Genomic DNA, 14434 nt, shown 5'->3' with positions numbered 1-14434 from the left:
TGAGTTCGTTGGCTGGCAAAGTAGGTTGGCAAACAAAAGCGCCCGTCCAGGGAGCGCTTCGTCAGCTCTTTATACCACTGCCTTCCATAGGGGAAAACCGCTTTCTCGGCGCCGCCTCAACCAATCCCGTGCCAATCCGGTGCCAGGGCACACACCTCGACCGACAGACCCCGATTCGACTCCACCAGATCATTGCACTGCGCCAGCAGCGCACGGGGGATACGGCTCGGCTCCCAGGGCCGGCCATCCCCCAGGGGAACCCCGTAAGCCGCCTTGATGGGCACCAGATCCCGGGGCAACCACCAGCTCGCCGGTCTCCCCAACCGCTGGGCCAATGCCAGTACTCTGTCGACCCCGGCCGGATCCAGGGCAGTGAGGTGGCTCCAGAGGGTCTGGGGCGGCAAGGCGGCGATCAGGGGCTCCAGCGTGCCGGGATCCTCGGCGGGATACCAGACCAGCAGGGCGTCGGCGGGCAGTGGCAACTCGGCGAAGGCGCCGACGGCATCGGTCGTGATCACCAGCTGTATCTCCCCCTCTCCCCAGAGGATCTTGCCAAGCTGCGCCAGGGTGCGGGCTGGCAGCGCCACCTCCCCCAGGGTCTGGAGCCAGGGGGCGGCATCCAGCAGGGTGCCGCCGCTGAGAAACAGGCTGAACGGCCGTGCGGCCCGCAGACGAAGGGGCAGATCACTGCAAAGCCGGATCCCCTTGTCTTCGAAGTCGATCTGCTCGATGGGGCTGAAATGACCCTCCCCCTTGCGATACAGGGCCGCCAGCACCCGCTCGTTGACCCTCTCCCCCAGTTGCCAGCCGTGGGATTGCAGCCACTCCTCGGGTTCCGGCGGGGCACTGGCCATCTTCGCCAGCATCAGCTCCCGGGTCAGATAGCGGTGCCCAGCAGGGGTGAGCTCATAGTGATGATTGCCAAGGGCCAGCAGCAACTGGTTGTCCCGAAGCATGCCGATGAGCGGCTGCCATTGACGACCGCGAACAGCCTGGGGGCCGCCGCTCAGCAACTGCTGTGCCAGCGCGCGCCACTCGGGGTGGGTGAAATCGATCAAAGGCATCCTTCCCTATCGGCCAATCTGCTTCAACAAATTGAATAATCTAGCGATTTACCAGAGGAGAACCAAGGGTGCAAAGAAGACAACGTGATATGGCGCAGGGCCAGAGGACGAAAAGTGGTGAAGGGGCCAAAAAACAGAACGGCCAAGCAAGCTTGGCCGTTCATCAACTAAATCAGCGCAGAGGCTAGATTAGAAGTTGTATTGCAGGGCAACAGTGAACTCGTCGTCCTTGTCGTTGATACCCTGGATTTTGTACTCGGTGTACGCCTTGAACTTGGAAGTGAAGTTGTACTGCACGCCCAGCAGGGTTTCGTCGACGATGTCTTCGTAAGAAGAACCGGCGGAGTTGGACAGTACCTTGCCTTCGGCGAAGTTGTAACCGGCCAGGAAGGTCCAGGCGTCAACGTTGTAGGAAGCAGCCAGCTCGTAGCCACGGCCCTTGTCCTTGTTGTTGCCTTGGGTGGTGTTGTCGTAGCTCAGGTCACCCTGGGTGTACATACCGGCGAAGTAGAAACCGTTGATGGCGTAGTGTGCGCCCAGGGCCCACTCTTTCTTGTCGCCAGAAGCGGTGCTGACGGTGCTTTCCAGGTCGGAGTAAGCGTAACCGGCGTTCAGGCCCAGACCGAAGTCGAAGTCGTAGCCAGCAGCAGCGGCGTAGCCGTAGTTGCGCTTGACGTTCGGACCGTAGACGTCGGTTTCCTTGATGCCTTGACCGATGTCAGTAACCTTGACGGCTACGTCATCGTTGGTCTGGTAGGACACTTTGCCCTTGAAGCCACCGAAGGTGTTGGAGTAGATGATCTGGCCTTCTTGACGACCGTCGTAGAAGTTACCTACGTCACCCCATTCGTTGAAGATATCGGTCGGCTCCAGCACGTCGTAGAACGCGGTGTCGGTCTGGCCGAAGATGATCTTGCCGTACTGGGTACCGTCCAGGCCGACATAGATGTGACGGGAGTTGAACTTGTTGTCAGAGTTTTCGGCGGATACTTGCCACTCGGTCTTGGCGATACCGGACCAGGTGTTGTTCAGGCCGACTTTGCCGGACCAGCCCAGACGGGAGGAACCAACCAGTTCAGCGTCGGTGTCGTCGTGGTCTGCGTACATGTTGGCTTGTACACGGCCGTAGATGTCAAAGGAGGTGCCGTCTTTGTCGTAAACGACAGCAGCGTTGGCTGCGGATGCGAACAGAGCCGGGATAGCAATAGCCAGAATTGTCTTTTTCATAGTTTCCAATGCCTACTGTAATTAAACACTAAGTCCTTGTTATTCCCTGTGTTAGCGATGTTCTTTGCATCACTATGGCGCCGAGACTATCACCGGGTTTTCGAATCCGCAATGAAAAAACTTGGAACTTTTTATGAAAACCATAGTCACAGGGAAAAATTTGTGAGCTGAATCTCACAATGTTTGCCCCATCAGGGAAAACGTTTACAGCGATACTCTCTGCCTGAATCCCTCTTTTTTGGTGGTTTATTGCAACCCCCTGTTCCCTCATAACATATGTGCAAAGCCGGGGCTGACCCGACTGCTTCTCCCCTGCCTCGACCCGGGCCGCCTGTTGCGGGTATCCTGTTGCCATCCACACCGACACGGCCACACCTTCTTTATGCTATCGACTCGCCTCAAAGCCACCATCCGCAGTACCTATCGCCAGATAGCCGATGGTTTACCCGGTTTTGTGCCGCGCAAGGAGCAGAATTTCCTGGTTGCCGAAATCGCCAAGACCCTGACGGGAGAATATGACAGGAGTCGCCGCATCCTGGTGGCCGAGGCTGGCACCGGCATCGGCAAGTCCCTCTCCTATGCCCAGGGGGCCATACCAGTGGCACGGCTGACCCAGAAGAAGCTGGTGATCTCCACCGCCACCGTGGCCCTGCAGGAGCAGCTCATCCACAAGGATCTTCCCTTTTATCACCGTCACAGCGAGCTGCCGTTTCGTTTCATGCTGGTCAAGGGGCGCCAGCGCTACTGCTGCGAGCACCTGCTGGAGCAGGCGGCAAACGGCAGCGAGATGGCCAATTTCGAACTCGACTTCGGCGCATTGAGCAAACACAAGCCATCGGATGCTGACAAGGCGTGCTACCAGGGGCTGTGGCAGGCCTACACCGAAGGCAAGTGGGACGGGGATCGGGACAACTGGCCCAAACCCATTCCGGACCCTTGCTGGGATCGCATCGCAGCCGACCGCCACACCTGCAACAAGGCCCTGAGCCACCATCAGCACTGCCCCTTCCACCGCGCCCGCAACGACATGGACGCGGCAGACGTGCTGGTGGTCAACCACGCCCTGCTGCTCTCCGACCTCACCATGGGAGGCGGCATCATATTGCCGCCGCCGGACGAGTGCATCTATGTGCTGGACGAAGCCCATCACCTGCCCACCATCGCCCGGGATCACGGCGCCGCCAGCGCCAGCATCAAGGGATCCCGCCGCTGGCTGGAAAAGCTGGTGCAAAGCGCTGGCAAGCTGGCCAGGACGCTGAACAAGGAGAGCCTGCTCGATCCCCAGCTCAAACTGCAGGATGCCCTGGCCTCTCTCCAGCCGGATCTCAAGGCCCTCGAGCAGTGGCTCGCCAGCAATGATCACCTCTTTGGCGGCGAGCCCCACCACAGATTCGCCGATGGGGTGCTGCCGGATCCCCTGACCATGCTGGCGGAAAACCTCAAGGAGGCGAGCAAGAAGGCGTTGCGGGCGCTGGACAGAATGCAGGGGGCCATCGGCGAGGCGCTCAAGGATGGCGAAATTCGTCGCAAGGAGGCCGAGCCTCTGCTGGCGGAGAGCGGTTTTCACTTGCAACGGCTCGAGAGCTTCTGCGCCCTCTGGGAGATGCTGAGCCGCCATGTTCCCACCGGCAAGACCCCCCTCGCCCGCTGGATGGCCAGAAGCGAGGACGGGGACATTTGGCTGCACGCCTCCCCCATCGAGGTGGGGTATCTGCTGGAGGAATGGCTCTGGTCCCGCTGTCTCGGGGCCGTGCTGGTGTCGGCGACCCTCACCGCCCTCTCCTCCTTCAGTTATTTTCGCCACCAGGTAGGGCTCAAGGAGCATGACGGCACCCGCTATCTGCGGCTGCGCTCCCCCTTCGACTACCACAAGGCCGAACTCTATCTGCCCAAGATGGCCCATGAGCCCAGTGCCCCCGCCTTCACCCAGGAGTTGATCGATACCCTGCCCCGCCTGCTGGCAGGCAAGGAGGCCAGCCTGGTGCTCTTCTCCTCCTATCGCCAGATGAACGAGGTGGCGGTGGGGCTGCGAGCCAAGGGGATGTCGCTCCTGGTACAGGGGGAAGCGTCCCGCAGCGCCCTGCTCCTCTTGCACAAACAGAAGTGCGACGGCGGCCAGGCCAGCATCCTCTTTGGCACCGGCAGCTTCTCGGAAGGGCTGGATCTGCCTGGCCACTACCTCACCAACCTGGTGATCACCAAGCTCCCCTTCGCGGTGCCCAACTCCCCCGTGGAAGAGGCAACCGCCGAGTGGATAGAGCAGCGCGGCGGCAACCCCTTCCTGCAACTGACGGTGCCGGAGGCGTCGCGCAAGCTCATCCAGGCCTGTGGCCGCCTCATCCGAAAAGAGGCGGATAGGGGGCGGGTCACCATCCTGGACCGACGCCTGCTGACCAAGCGCTACGGCAAGGGCCTGCTGGACGCCCTCCCCCCCTTCACCCGACGCATCGAGTGACACGGCTGACGCCCGCCATGCGCTCCCCTGACCCTCATGTCAGGAGGGGGCAGGAAGATAGAAGAGCACGCTGCCCGCAGGACTCGGGGCAGCGGGATCCACACCCCGCACACCGGAAGGCGCCATAAACGGCTATTGCCGCTGTGGGGCAAACCTGTAAAAATGACCCCCTATTTTTCAGTGGGCAATTGCCTGACTGTTCAAGGAGATGAAATGAAACTGACTGTTCTGGTACCGGCCCTGGCTGGTCTGTTGTGGGCAGGTAGCGCCCTGGCCGCTAGCCAACTGGAAATTACGAATCCCTATGTCATCCAGCTGCTCGATGGCGAACCCGTCAACCCCCAGCTGCTCGACAAAGCCACCGTCTTCTCCCTGGAGCCCGGCAGGCACCAGGTCGTGGTCGCCTTCGAGGGCAACTACTCCAGCCGCAGTGAAACCAAGCTGGTCACCGCCGAGCCCCTGGTGATCAACTTCACCGCCGCCGACAACCAGCAACTCTTCCTCGACTTCAAGAAGCCCCGCAAGGAAGAAGAAGCCAAGCGTTTCGTCAAGGAACAGAACGTCGTTCTGAAAGACAAATCCACCGGCCAGGTCCTGAAATCCGAGCAGTTCGTCATGCCGACCGTGGGTGGCTTCCAGCTGACCCGTGACTATCAGCAGGAGCTGCTGAAGATGGGCAAGGCCTTCAACCAGCCCAAGACTGTGTCCGTCTCCACCGCCGCCGTGATGGCTGCCGCCAGCGCACCGGTGGAAGTGGCCCCGAGCAAGGCCATGAGCAACCCGGAAGCCCTGACCCAGCTGCAGAGCTGGTACAACAAGGCCGATGCGGAGACCCGCAAAGCCTTCCAGATCTGGGTGATCCAGCAGCAGTAAGGCGCATCGCACGCCTGCATCGAGGGGAGCCTGGCTCCCCTTTTTCATACCCGTTCATGGCCGATGCTTCATGTCACTGCGCATCTTCTATCACCCCCACTACTCCGCCCTGAGGCTGCCCGAGCGTCACCGCTTCCCCCTGGCCAAGTACCAGGCGCTGTTTGAACGCCTCGTCGCCCTCGACTATCCGCTGGCACAGGCCACCCCTGCCAGCCGTGAGCAGATAGAGAAGGTGCACGATGCGGCCTATGTACAGGCCGCCCTCACCGGTACCCTCGATGAAGGGGCCATTCGCCGGCTCGGCTTTCCCTGGTCTCCCCTGCTGATTGAACGTACCCTGCACTCGGTCGGCGCCACCCTGGCCGCCAGCCGCCACGCCCTTGCGCAGGGCTGCGGACTGCAGATTTCCGGCGGCTACCACCACGCACACCGGGGGTTTGGCAGCGGCTTCTGCCTCTTCAACGATCTGGTGATCGCGGCACGAACCTGCCTGGACGAGGGACTCTGCGAGCGGGTACTGATCGTTGATCTCGATGTCCATCAGGGGGATGGCAGCGCCGCCCTGTGCACGGGCAGCCGCGACATCATCACCCTCTCCCTGCACGGGGAACACAACTTCCCCCGCCACAAGCCGGCCTCCCATCTGGACTTTCCCCTGCCAAGCGGCATGGAGGACGACGCCTATCTCGAGACCCTGGACCAGGCCCTCGCCCTGGCTCATCGCCTCTACGCCCCTGACTTCATCCTCTATCAGGCCGGGGTGGATGTGCACCGGGACGACGAGCTAGGCTACCTCTCCCTGAGCGACTCCGGCGTGCGCCAGCGCGATGCCATGGTCTTTGACTCTGCGCTTCGCCACGGGCTGCCCATCACCGCCGTACCGGGAGGGGGTTACCGGCGAGACTGGCAGCAGTTGATCCCGCTGCACCTCTCGCTCTTTGAAGCAGCAAGGCACCGGTTTGGTTGAGCGGCACCACCCGGCCCATGACGAAAAAGAGGCGACCCTTGGGTCGCCTCTTCTATATCCGTGCACAGGGATGATGACGCCGTCTGCCCTCAGGCATGGGCCATCGGCGTCGGGTGCTCGCCCATCTTGCGCAGCAGCATCAGCAGATAGACCAGGGAGACCCCGGCAATCACCATGAACAGCAGATGATCCGAGTAGTGCTGCATCAAGAGCGCGGTCAGGGTCGGCCCGAGCAGGCTGCCGATGGTGTAGCTCAGCAGCAGCGCCTGGTTCATGGCCACCAGTTGATGCTGCTCGACCTTCTCGCAGGCCCAGGCCATGGCCACCGGATAGAGCGTGAAGCCCGCGGCCCCCAGAATGAACAGCGTCGGTCCCATGGCCGCGTTGCCGAGCATCGCCATGGCCCCCAGGATCACCACCAGCACCTGTACCCGCAGCACCGGCAGGCGCCCGAAACGATCTGCCAGACGCCCCACCGGCCATTGCCCCAGGATGCCGGCGCTCACCATCACCGCCATCCAGTAGCCGATGGCCCCGTCGCTCACCCCCTGGTGGTTCAGATAGAGCGGCATCAGACCATAAAGCACCCCCAGCACGATGCCGGAGAGGATGCAGCCGTTCACCCCCAGACGCGCCTGACGCAGGCGCAGCATCGGCCAGACCGGAGTCCTGGCCTGGTGGTTGCCTGACGGACTGGCGATGCGGGTGAACAAGAGCGGCAGCATGGCCGTCAACACCAGGGCGGTCACCCAGGGCAGCACCGCCATCAGCGACGTCGGCACCTTGCTCACCAGCAGTTGCCCAAGCACAGTGCCCACGTAATAGACCATCATGTAGGCGGCCAGCAGGCGACCCCGATTGCGGGCGTTGCCGCTGCACATCAGCGCGCTCTCCACCACCACCCAGATCATGGCGCAGCCGACACCGGCGATGAATCGCCAGGCGAGCCAGCTCCAGAACGCCACGGTAATGCCGAGCCCGACGCAGCCTGCGGCAAAGAGCGCACTGGCCAGGTAGTAACTGCGATTGAAGCCGCAGCGGGCGATGAGTCTGCCCGCCAGCAGGGTTCCCAGCAAGTTGCCGGTGAAATAGGAGGAGCCGACCATGCCGACCTGCCAGGTGGGCAGATGCTCATGGGCGAGCCAGAGCGGCACCAGGGTATTCAATACCGCGATGGCCAGGGTCAGCAACAGCAGGCCACAGAGCAGGAGCAGCACCGGGCGGGAGTATGTGGTCATGGATAGAACCGTGGGGAGAGGCAAAATGCGAGCGCATCATGCCACCGCCTGTGCCTTTGTCAATCGGCACTGAGGCCGGGTCGCAAGGTTTTTCTGCCCACCGTGATGGCAACGCGGCAAGGCCCTCCCCTGACGGGAGCCTCATCCCCTTGATTGGCCGGCACGTTGGTCATGATAAGGAGAAGCGGGCGGTTGAATATCGACCCTGTGTCTCCCTCACGCCAGAGCGCCATGACCAGAAGAGGCGACCCTGGGCCGCCTCTTCTTTCTATCAAGCACAACCTATCGTGCACAACGCCGGTCAGCGCTGGCGCTTCTTGGCGTACTTGCGACGAGCCCGGGCCTGGCGCTCCTCTTCCCGCTCCGCCTTCTCCCTGGCTTTCTGCTCAGCCTCGGCCTCGGCCTCCACAATCTCGACGCTCACCATCTCTGGCGTCTCCAGGGAGATCCGCCCCAGCATGCCGGACCGGAATTCATTGACCAGGATTTCCGAGGCCTTGTGCAGATCCGCAAGCCCCCCCTTGCGCATGAAGCCGCGCTGACGGGCAATGAGATCCAGCAGCTCGATCTCGGTCTCCGGCAGCTCGCTCAGCTGGTAGCGTGCCTTGATGCGCTCCGGATAGGCCTTGATGAAGTAGTCGGCGGCAAACATGGCGATGTCGGCGTAATCGAAGACGGTATCCTTGATGGCCGCCGTGATCGCCAGTCGATAACCGCAGGCGGGCGGGTTGAGCTTGGGCCACAGGAAGCCAGGGGTGTCCGTCAGGATGACGTGGTTGTCGAGCTTGATCCGCTGCTGGGACTTGGTCACCCCCGCCTCGTTGCCGGTCTTGGCGATGATGCGCCCCGCCAGGGTGTTGATCAGGGTGGACTTGCCCACATTGGGGATGCCCATGATCATGGCGCGCACCCCGCGCAGCTCGAAGTTGCGCTCCGGCAGCATCTCGTGGCACAGGGTCAGCAGTTGCTTGATCTTCTCCGGCTCCTGCTGGGTCAGGGGCAGTGCCTTGATCCCCTTCTCCTGCTCCATGTGGGCCACCCACAGCGCGGTGATCTCGGGGTCGGCAAGGTCTGCCTTGTTGAGCACCTTGATCACCGGCGTCTCCCCGCGCAGCTCCGGCACCAGGGGGTTCTCGCTGGAGAAGGGGATGCGGGCGTCGAGCATCTCGATGATGACATCGACCTGGGGCATGACCTCTGCAATCTCTTTGCGGGCCTTGTGCATGTGGCCGGGGAACCAGTTGATGGACATATCCGTTACTCTCTCATTGGCATGCGGTCCCCTCTCGGGGCTGCGGGCGCTCGGGGTTGCGGGTGCGTGGTGATGCGCCAGACCGCTGGCACTCATCGCAAGGGGGCGCATTTTACCTGCTGCGGCCCCGATTTGACAGGCTATTCTGGCCAGGTGTTGTCACCCGGGTGGCCGGATGCCCACCACGCCACCGGGAGGTGAGTGGCAGAACACAATCAACATAACCCATTGATATAAGATAACATTTACAAGGCACTTTCACCGCATTGTCATCTCTCTTCACTAAAAGTGTCATCTGCCCCCTCTAGGCTGCGCTCAGGTTTCACAAGGAGCGAACCCCAATGAGAAAGATGGCAGGACTTGCAGTGATGATAGGCGCCGCCCTGGCCGCCGGCTGCAACTCCAACAACGACAGCAACACCCCGGAACCCAGCGCCAAGAACGTGATCTTTTTCCTCGGCGACGGCATGGGTCTCAACACCCTGACCGCCTCCCGGATCTATGGCGTCGGCGAAGAGGGCAGCCTCACCATCGACACCCTGCCGGAAACGGCCTTCATCAAGACCTTCTCCCACGATGCCCAGGTGACCGACTCGGCCCCCTCCATGGCGGCCTACATGACCGGGGTCAAGAGCAACAACGGCGTCATCAGCATGGACAGCGACGCCACCCAGGAGAGCGATTGCAGCCAGAGCGGCGGCAAAGCGGTGACCACCTTGCTGGAGCTGGCCAAGGCCGATGGCCGTGGCACCGGCGTGGTCACCACCACCCGGGTCACCCACGCTACCCCGGCCGCCACCTATGCCCATATCTGCAACCGGGATCTGGAGGCTGATATCGCCGTCCAGATGGTGCCGGGGGGCAGCGGTTACAACAGCGCCCTGAAGGAGGGGCTGGACGTGGTGCTCGGGGGCGGCAGCAGCTTCTTCCTGCCCAGCGCCGACAAGGGCAAGCGGACCGATGGTCGCAACCTCATCGACGAGATGAAGGCGAAGGGCTATCAGTTTGCCGCCACCCTGGACGAGCTGAACCAGGCCGATGCGAGCAAGCCGCTGCTGGGCCTGTTTGGCTCAAGCCACATGAAATATGACCTGGACCGGCCCGCCAGCGAGCCGTCACTGGCCCAGATGACCCTGGCTGCCATCAAACAGCTCAAGGACAAAGAGAAGGGCTACTTCCTGATGGTGGAAGGGGGGCGCATCGATCACGCCCTGCACGACACCAACGCCAAGCGCGCCCTGCAGGATACCCTCGCCTTCGACAACGCCATCCAGGCCGCCATCAATGAAGTGAAGAAAACCGATCCCGAGCTGAAAAACACCCTGATCGTGGTCACCGCCGACCATGACCACACGCTTGTGCTCAACGGCTACGCCAAGCGCACCGGCAAGACCACGGCAGGCAATGCGGGCGTGCTCGGGCTGGTGAAGAACTACGAGACCGGCGAACCGAGCAAGGATAGCGATGGCATGCCCTACACCATCATCGGTTTTGGCAACGGCTACAACCGGGTGGACGGCCCGCGCAGCAGCGTGGCGGCCCTCGACGACGCCACCGCTTCCGCCGACGACTATCACCAGGAGGTGGTGGTCAAGGTGGGCGAGATAGGCAACGAGACCCACGGCGGTACCGATGTCTTCCTCGGCGCCATCGGCCAGGGGGCGGAGCGCTTCCACGGCTCTCTCGACAACACCGCCGTGTTCGGCAAGATCAAGGCTGCGGCCAAGCTGTAAGGGATTATCAGGATGAACATCACCATGAAAAAGACGCTGGTCTGCACCGCCCTGCTCGGCACGCTTGGCGGCCTCTCCCAGGCGCACGCCGCCGATGCCAAGAACGTCATCCTCTTTATCGGTGACGGCATGGGCCCCACCGTGCTCACCGCCACCCGCCTGTTCAAGGTGGGGGAAGAGGGGGATCTCGAGATGATGAAACTGCCCCAGAGCGCGCGCATCAAGACCTTCTCCCACGATGCCCAGACCACGGACTCCGCCCCCTCCATGGCGGCCTACACCACCGGCGTCAAGATGAACAACGAGGTGATCGCCATGAGCAGCGACACCAGGGCAGTGGCACCGTCCAAGGATGCCAACGGCAACAAGGGCATCAACAACTGCACCAGCGACAACGGGAGCCCGGTGCCCACCCTTCTCGAGCTGGCCAAGGCGGCGGGCAAGTCGGTGGGGGCCGTCACGACCACTGAGCTCACCCATGCCACCCCGGCGGCGACCTATTCCCATATCTGCCACCGGGATGCGGCCTACGCCATCGCCGAGCAGGCGGTACCAGGCGGAGCCGGCTTCAACCAGGCACTGGGGGATGGGGTCGATGTGCTGATGGGGGGCGGCGCCAACCACTGGACGCCCTACAGCGCCAGCAACAAGGGCGGCCGGGCCGACGGCCGGGATCTCACCGCCGAGCTGACCGCCCGGGGCTACCGCTATGTCACCACCAAGGATGAGCTCTCTGCCGTCAACTCGGGCAAGGTGCTGGGGCTGTTCAGCACCAAGTCCCACCTCGACTACGAACTGGACCGCGTCGCCAAGGGGGCGGCCAGTACCCAGCCGTCCCTCTCCGAGATGACCGCCAAGGCGATCGATCTGCTCAGCCAGAACAGCCAGGGCTACTTCCTGATGGTGGAGGGGGGGCGTATCGACCACGCCCTGCATGCCACCAACGCCAAGCGATCGCTGACCGATGCGGTGGCGCTGGACGAGGCGGTCAAGACGGCCCTCGGCAAAGTGGATTTGAGCGATACCCTGATCGTGGTTACCGCCGACCACGACCACACCATGACCATCAACGGCTATTCCGCCAAGGGCAACAAGGTGCTGGATCTTGTCAAGAACGCCGATGGCTCGACCCAGAACGACGCGGACGGCAAGCCGTTCACTACTCTGGTATTCGGCAACGGCCCCAACCGCCAGGACCAGCGCCCCACCCTTACCAGCGATGAGGTGATGGCGGATGACTACCTGCAGGAAACCGGAGTCAAGCTCGGCTCCGAGACTCACGGCGGCGGCGATGTGATGCTGTTCGCGGGCGGCGCAGGCAGCAGCCAGTTCAAGGGCACCCTCGACAACACCCGGGTGTTCGGCAAGCTCAGGGAGGCCCTCGGCCTGTGATAAAGGAGCCCGGCACCGCGCCGGGCACCTTTTCCGTCGAGCGAGAGACGATGATGAAATATCTGCTTTCTTTATGGCTGCTGGGCAGCGCCCTCTCCTTCCCCCTCCTGGCCGACGAGGTGCCCGATCTGGCCGCCCGCATCCGCTACGTGGACAGGGTGACCGGCAGCGACGGCATCACCCGGGAGAGCCAGTGGCAGGAGAAGTGGCTGCGGGTCGGTGACCAGGTGTGGAGCCAGCGGCTCATTCCCGTTCCCCTGGCCCGTGCCTATCACGCCACCCACGATGCCCGCCCCGGCCACAAGCACTTCACTCACCAGATGGCGGCGCGCTGGGTCACCCGCAGCGAGGGAGACGCACTCCAGTTGCGCTACGCCGATGCCTGGCACAACCAGCTGGTGGAGGTGCCGCAGGAGGAGTACGGCCAGGTGGCCTTCCAGCCGGAGTGGGCGCGGATCCGCCACCTCATCAACCCTTCCCTGTTAGAGGGAATGACACCGCTGGATGAGGCCGCCCCCGACCAGGCGAACTGGTATGAGACCCGTGAAGGTCGCCAGCGTACCCGCATCCTCTGGTCGAGCCGCTGGCAGTTGCCCCTGGTGGTGGAGTCGGCAAGCCTCGACGGTTATCGCAGCTACCGGATGGAGGTGACGCTCAAGCCGCTGCCAAAGACCCTCCCCTGGCAGCAACTGGCAGGGTACCAGACCCTTGATCTGCGGGATTTCTTCGACTGATCCCCCCAGGCGGCAATCGCCTGGCTGACATGGCGTAACGGGATGTTACACTCTCTGTACTCATCCCGGACCCGAACATCCATGCGCCTTGTTACTCTGCTTCTGCTGCTCTCCCCTCTGATCGTCTGCGCCTTTTCGGCCCGTGCCGTGGTCGTCGTGGCCGCGGACATTCCCCCCTATGTGATCCGCGCCCAGCAGGGTGCACCGAGCGGCATGGCCATCGAGGTGCTGGAGGAGGCTGCCCGCCGCCTCGGGGAACCGCTCGAGATCGAGTTGATGCCGCTGGCTCGCGCCCTCAGCCAGGCCAGCCACCGCCCGGATGTCCTGTTGTTGCCCCCGGCCCGAAATCCCCAGCGCGAACCACTGTTTCTCTGGATTGCCCCCCTGCTGGAGGAGGCCTTCGTGCTGGTCAGCCATCGCCGTCACCATCCAGCGCCGCTCTCCATGAAGACACTGCCAGGCCTCACCGTTGGCGTGATGCGTGGCTCCCATAGCCAGAGCCTGATCCAGCCGCTGACAGGGGTTACCCGGGAGCTGGTCACCGAGGAGGTCAGCAACGCCAGCAAGCTGGCGCGCGGCCGCATCCAGGCCTGGGCGGTGGCCTGGAACACCGCCCGTTACAACCAGCAGCGGGCGGGTCTGCCGCTCCCGGATCTGGTGCGGGGCGAGACCTTGCAGCAGAGCACCCTCTACCTGGCCGCCAGTCCCCGCTTCTCCCGCAGCGAGGCGCTGCGCTGGCGCCGGGTCATTCAGGAAATGAGGGAGGATGGCAGTCTCGCGCGCATCCTGCACCAGTACGATTACCAGGCTCCCTGATGAGAAAGTCAGCCCAATTGCCAAACCACCCCAGAATGGTTATGGTATCTCCATGAAAGCAATCATGATTTTTTCCAGTACGCTCACACCCCGCTGAGCCCCCGCCCTCGCCCCGCTGCGCGAGTCGCTCGGGGGCATCGCTTTTGCTGTCTGCTTTTTACCCTTGCACCGTTTTTTGTCGACCAGTCTGCCCGTCATCCTGGTCCCTTCAGTCATTGATAAGGAAATACCCTATGAAACAGCCTCATCTCGTCATCTCCAGCCTGGATCTGGATCGCATCGAACAGCTGCTTGGCAACCACCCCCAGCACCTTGCCCTGCAAGAGGAGCTGGATCGCGCCGAGATCCGCGAACCCGCCGACATGCCGCCGGACGTGGTGACCATGAACAGCACGGTGCGCTTCAAGATGCAAAACAGCGGCAACGACTTCTGCCTGACGCTGGTCTATCCGAAGGATGTGCAGGGGGACGAATCGAAGATCTCCGTGCTGGCGCCAGTGGGCAGCGCCCTGCTGGGGCTCAAGGTGGGTGACAGCATCGCCTGGCCGGGGCCGGCCGGTCGCACCATCCAGGTGGAGATCCTGGAAGTGGTCTATCAGCCGGAACGCGCGGGGGAGCTGCACCGCTGACAAGCTGACAGGCTGCCATTCTGGTCTGATGCGACCAGGTGGCTGACTCGGTAT

Annotated in this window: 12 protein-coding genes; 8 read left to right on the top strand and 4 right to left on the bottom strand. The window is 62.8% G+C overall.

Annotated features, from left to right (window positions below; all coding sequences use genetic code 11):
• Nucleotides 1–116: 116 nt before the first annotated feature.
• Together AB7E19_RS03625 and AB7E19_RS03620 are read right to left on the bottom strand one after the other, a co-directional pair.
• Nucleotides 117–1058 carry a hypothetical protein gene (locus AB7E19_RS03625; protein WP_322131663.1) on the bottom strand — a complete coding sequence of 314 codons (942 nt, stop codon included), beginning with the start codon at nt 1056–1058 and terminating at the stop codon, nt 117–119.
• Between the two features lie 195 nt (nt 1059–1253).
• The gene (locus AB7E19_RS03620) at nt 1254–2291 is read right to left on the bottom strand and encodes a porin (RefSeq protein WP_041214891.1); all 1038 of its coding nucleotides are present in this window, start codon (nt 2289–2291) and stop codon (nt 1254–1256) included.
• A 382-nt stretch (nt 2292–2673) separates the two neighbouring features.
• Here AB7E19_RS03620 and dinG point away from each other — a divergent pair, with 382 nt between their 5' ends.
• From dinG to AB7E19_RS03605, 3 genes are all read left to right on the top strand, one after another.
• On the top strand, nt 2674–4746 hold the full coding sequence (gene dinG, locus AB7E19_RS03615; protein ID WP_322131664.1) for an ATP-dependent DNA helicase DinG: 2073 nt from the start codon (nt 2674–2676) through the stop codon (nt 4744–4746).
• Nucleotides 4747–4959: 213 nt separating this feature from the next.
• A complete protein-coding gene (locus tag AB7E19_RS03610; RefSeq protein ID WP_039040268.1) occupies nt 4960–5619 on the top strand; it encodes a YccT family protein in 660 nt (219 codons plus the stop codon).
• 70 nt (nt 5620–5689) lie between these two features.
• Entirely contained in the window at nt 5690–6586 is an 897-nt protein-coding gene (locus AB7E19_RS03605) for a histone deacetylase family protein (protein ID WP_161648048.1), read from the top strand.
• 89 nt (nt 6587–6675) lie between these two features.
• Here the strand turns inward: AB7E19_RS03605 and AB7E19_RS03600 are convergent, their stop codons facing one another.
• Nucleotides 6676–7824, bottom strand: coding sequence for an MFS transporter (locus AB7E19_RS03600; protein ID WP_041214889.1), 1149 nt, complete (start codon nt 7822–7824; stop codon nt 6676–6678).
• 301 nt (nt 7825–8125) lie between these two features.
• On the bottom strand, nt 8126–9076 hold the full coding sequence (gene ylqF / locus AB7E19_RS03595) for a ribosome biogenesis GTPase YlqF (RefSeq protein WP_322131665.1): 951 nt from the start codon (nt 9074–9076) through the stop codon (nt 8126–8128).
• Nucleotides 9077–9417: 341 nt separating this feature from the next.
• On the opposite strand from ylqF, the gene AB7E19_RS03590 reads away from it, so the two are divergent.
• The 5 genes from AB7E19_RS03590 to rnk all read left to right on the top strand — a co-directional run bounded on the left by AB7E19_RS03590 (nt 9418) and on the right by rnk (nt 14380).
• A complete protein-coding gene (locus tag AB7E19_RS03590) occupies nt 9418–10809 on the top strand; it encodes an alkaline phosphatase (protein ID WP_182958000.1) in 1392 nt (463 codons plus the stop codon).
• A 24-nt stretch (nt 10810–10833) separates the two neighbouring features.
• Entirely contained in the window at nt 10834–12201 is a 1368-nt protein-coding gene (locus tag AB7E19_RS03585) for an alkaline phosphatase (protein ID WP_171865824.1), read from the top strand.
• Between the two features lie 50 nt (nt 12202–12251).
• The gene (locus AB7E19_RS03580) at nt 12252–12935 is read left to right on the top strand and encodes a hypothetical protein (protein WP_319858902.1); all 684 of its coding nucleotides are present in this window, start codon (nt 12252–12254) and stop codon (nt 12933–12935) included.
• Nucleotides 12936–13016: 81 nt separating this feature from the next.
• Entirely contained in the window at nt 13017–13751 is a 735-nt protein-coding gene (locus AB7E19_RS03575; protein ID WP_010675251.1) for a substrate-binding periplasmic protein, read from the top strand.
• A 233-nt stretch (nt 13752–13984) separates the two neighbouring features.
• On the top strand, nt 13985–14380 hold the full coding sequence (gene rnk, locus AB7E19_RS03570) for a nucleoside diphosphate kinase regulator (RefSeq protein ID WP_010675253.1): 396 nt from the start codon (nt 13985–13987) through the stop codon (nt 14378–14380).
• Nucleotides 14381–14434 lie beyond the last annotated feature (54 nt).

Source organism: Aeromonas sp., from assembly GCF_050252055.1.
Classification (GTDB): domain Bacteria; phylum Pseudomonadota; class Gammaproteobacteria; order Enterobacterales; family Aeromonadaceae; genus Aeromonas; species Aeromonas caviae.
The sequence above is the reverse complement of the archived record's forward strand: the minus strand, read 5'-3'. Positions and strand labels throughout refer to the sequence as shown.

Excerpts from the sequence above, each read along its gene's own strand:
- AB7E19_RS03585 (WP_171865824.1), top strand. The coding sequence starts at position 10,834 with ATGAAAAAGACGCTGGTCTGCACCGCCCTGCTCGGCACGCTTGGCGGC.
- AB7E19_RS03620 (WP_041214891.1), bottom strand. The coding sequence starts at position 2,291 with ATGAAAAAGACAATTCTGGCTATTGCTATCCCGGCTCTGTTCGCATCC.
- AB7E19_RS03605 (WP_161648048.1), top strand. The coding sequence starts at position 5,690 with ATGTCACTGCGCATCTTCTATCACCCCCACTACTCCGCCCTGAGGCTG.
- AB7E19_RS03600 (WP_041214889.1), bottom strand. The coding sequence starts at position 7,824 with ATGACCACATACTCCCGCCCGGTGCTGCTCCTGCTCTGTGGCCTGCTG.
- AB7E19_RS03575 (WP_010675251.1), top strand. The coding sequence starts at position 13,017 with ATGCGCCTTGTTACTCTGCTTCTGCTGCTCTCCCCTCTGATCGTCTGC.
- AB7E19_RS03610 (WP_039040268.1), top strand. The coding sequence starts at position 4,960 with ATGAAACTGACTGTTCTGGTACCGGCCCTGGCTGGTCTGTTGTGGGCA.
- AB7E19_RS03580 (WP_319858902.1), top strand. The coding sequence starts at position 12,252 with ATGATGAAATATCTGCTTTCTTTATGGCTGCTGGGCAGCGCCCTCTCC.
- dinG (WP_322131664.1), top strand. The coding sequence starts at position 2,674 with ATGCTATCGACTCGCCTCAAAGCCACCATCCGCAGTACCTATCGCCAG.
- ylqF (WP_322131665.1), bottom strand. The coding sequence starts at position 9,076 with ATGTCCATCAACTGGTTCCCCGGCCACATGCACAAGGCCCGCAAAGAG.
- AB7E19_RS03590 (WP_182958000.1), top strand. The coding sequence starts at position 9,418 with ATGAGAAAGATGGCAGGACTTGCAGTGATGATAGGCGCCGCCCTGGCC.
- rnk (WP_010675253.1), top strand. The coding sequence starts at position 13,985 with ATGAAACAGCCTCATCTCGTCATCTCCAGCCTGGATCTGGATCGCATC.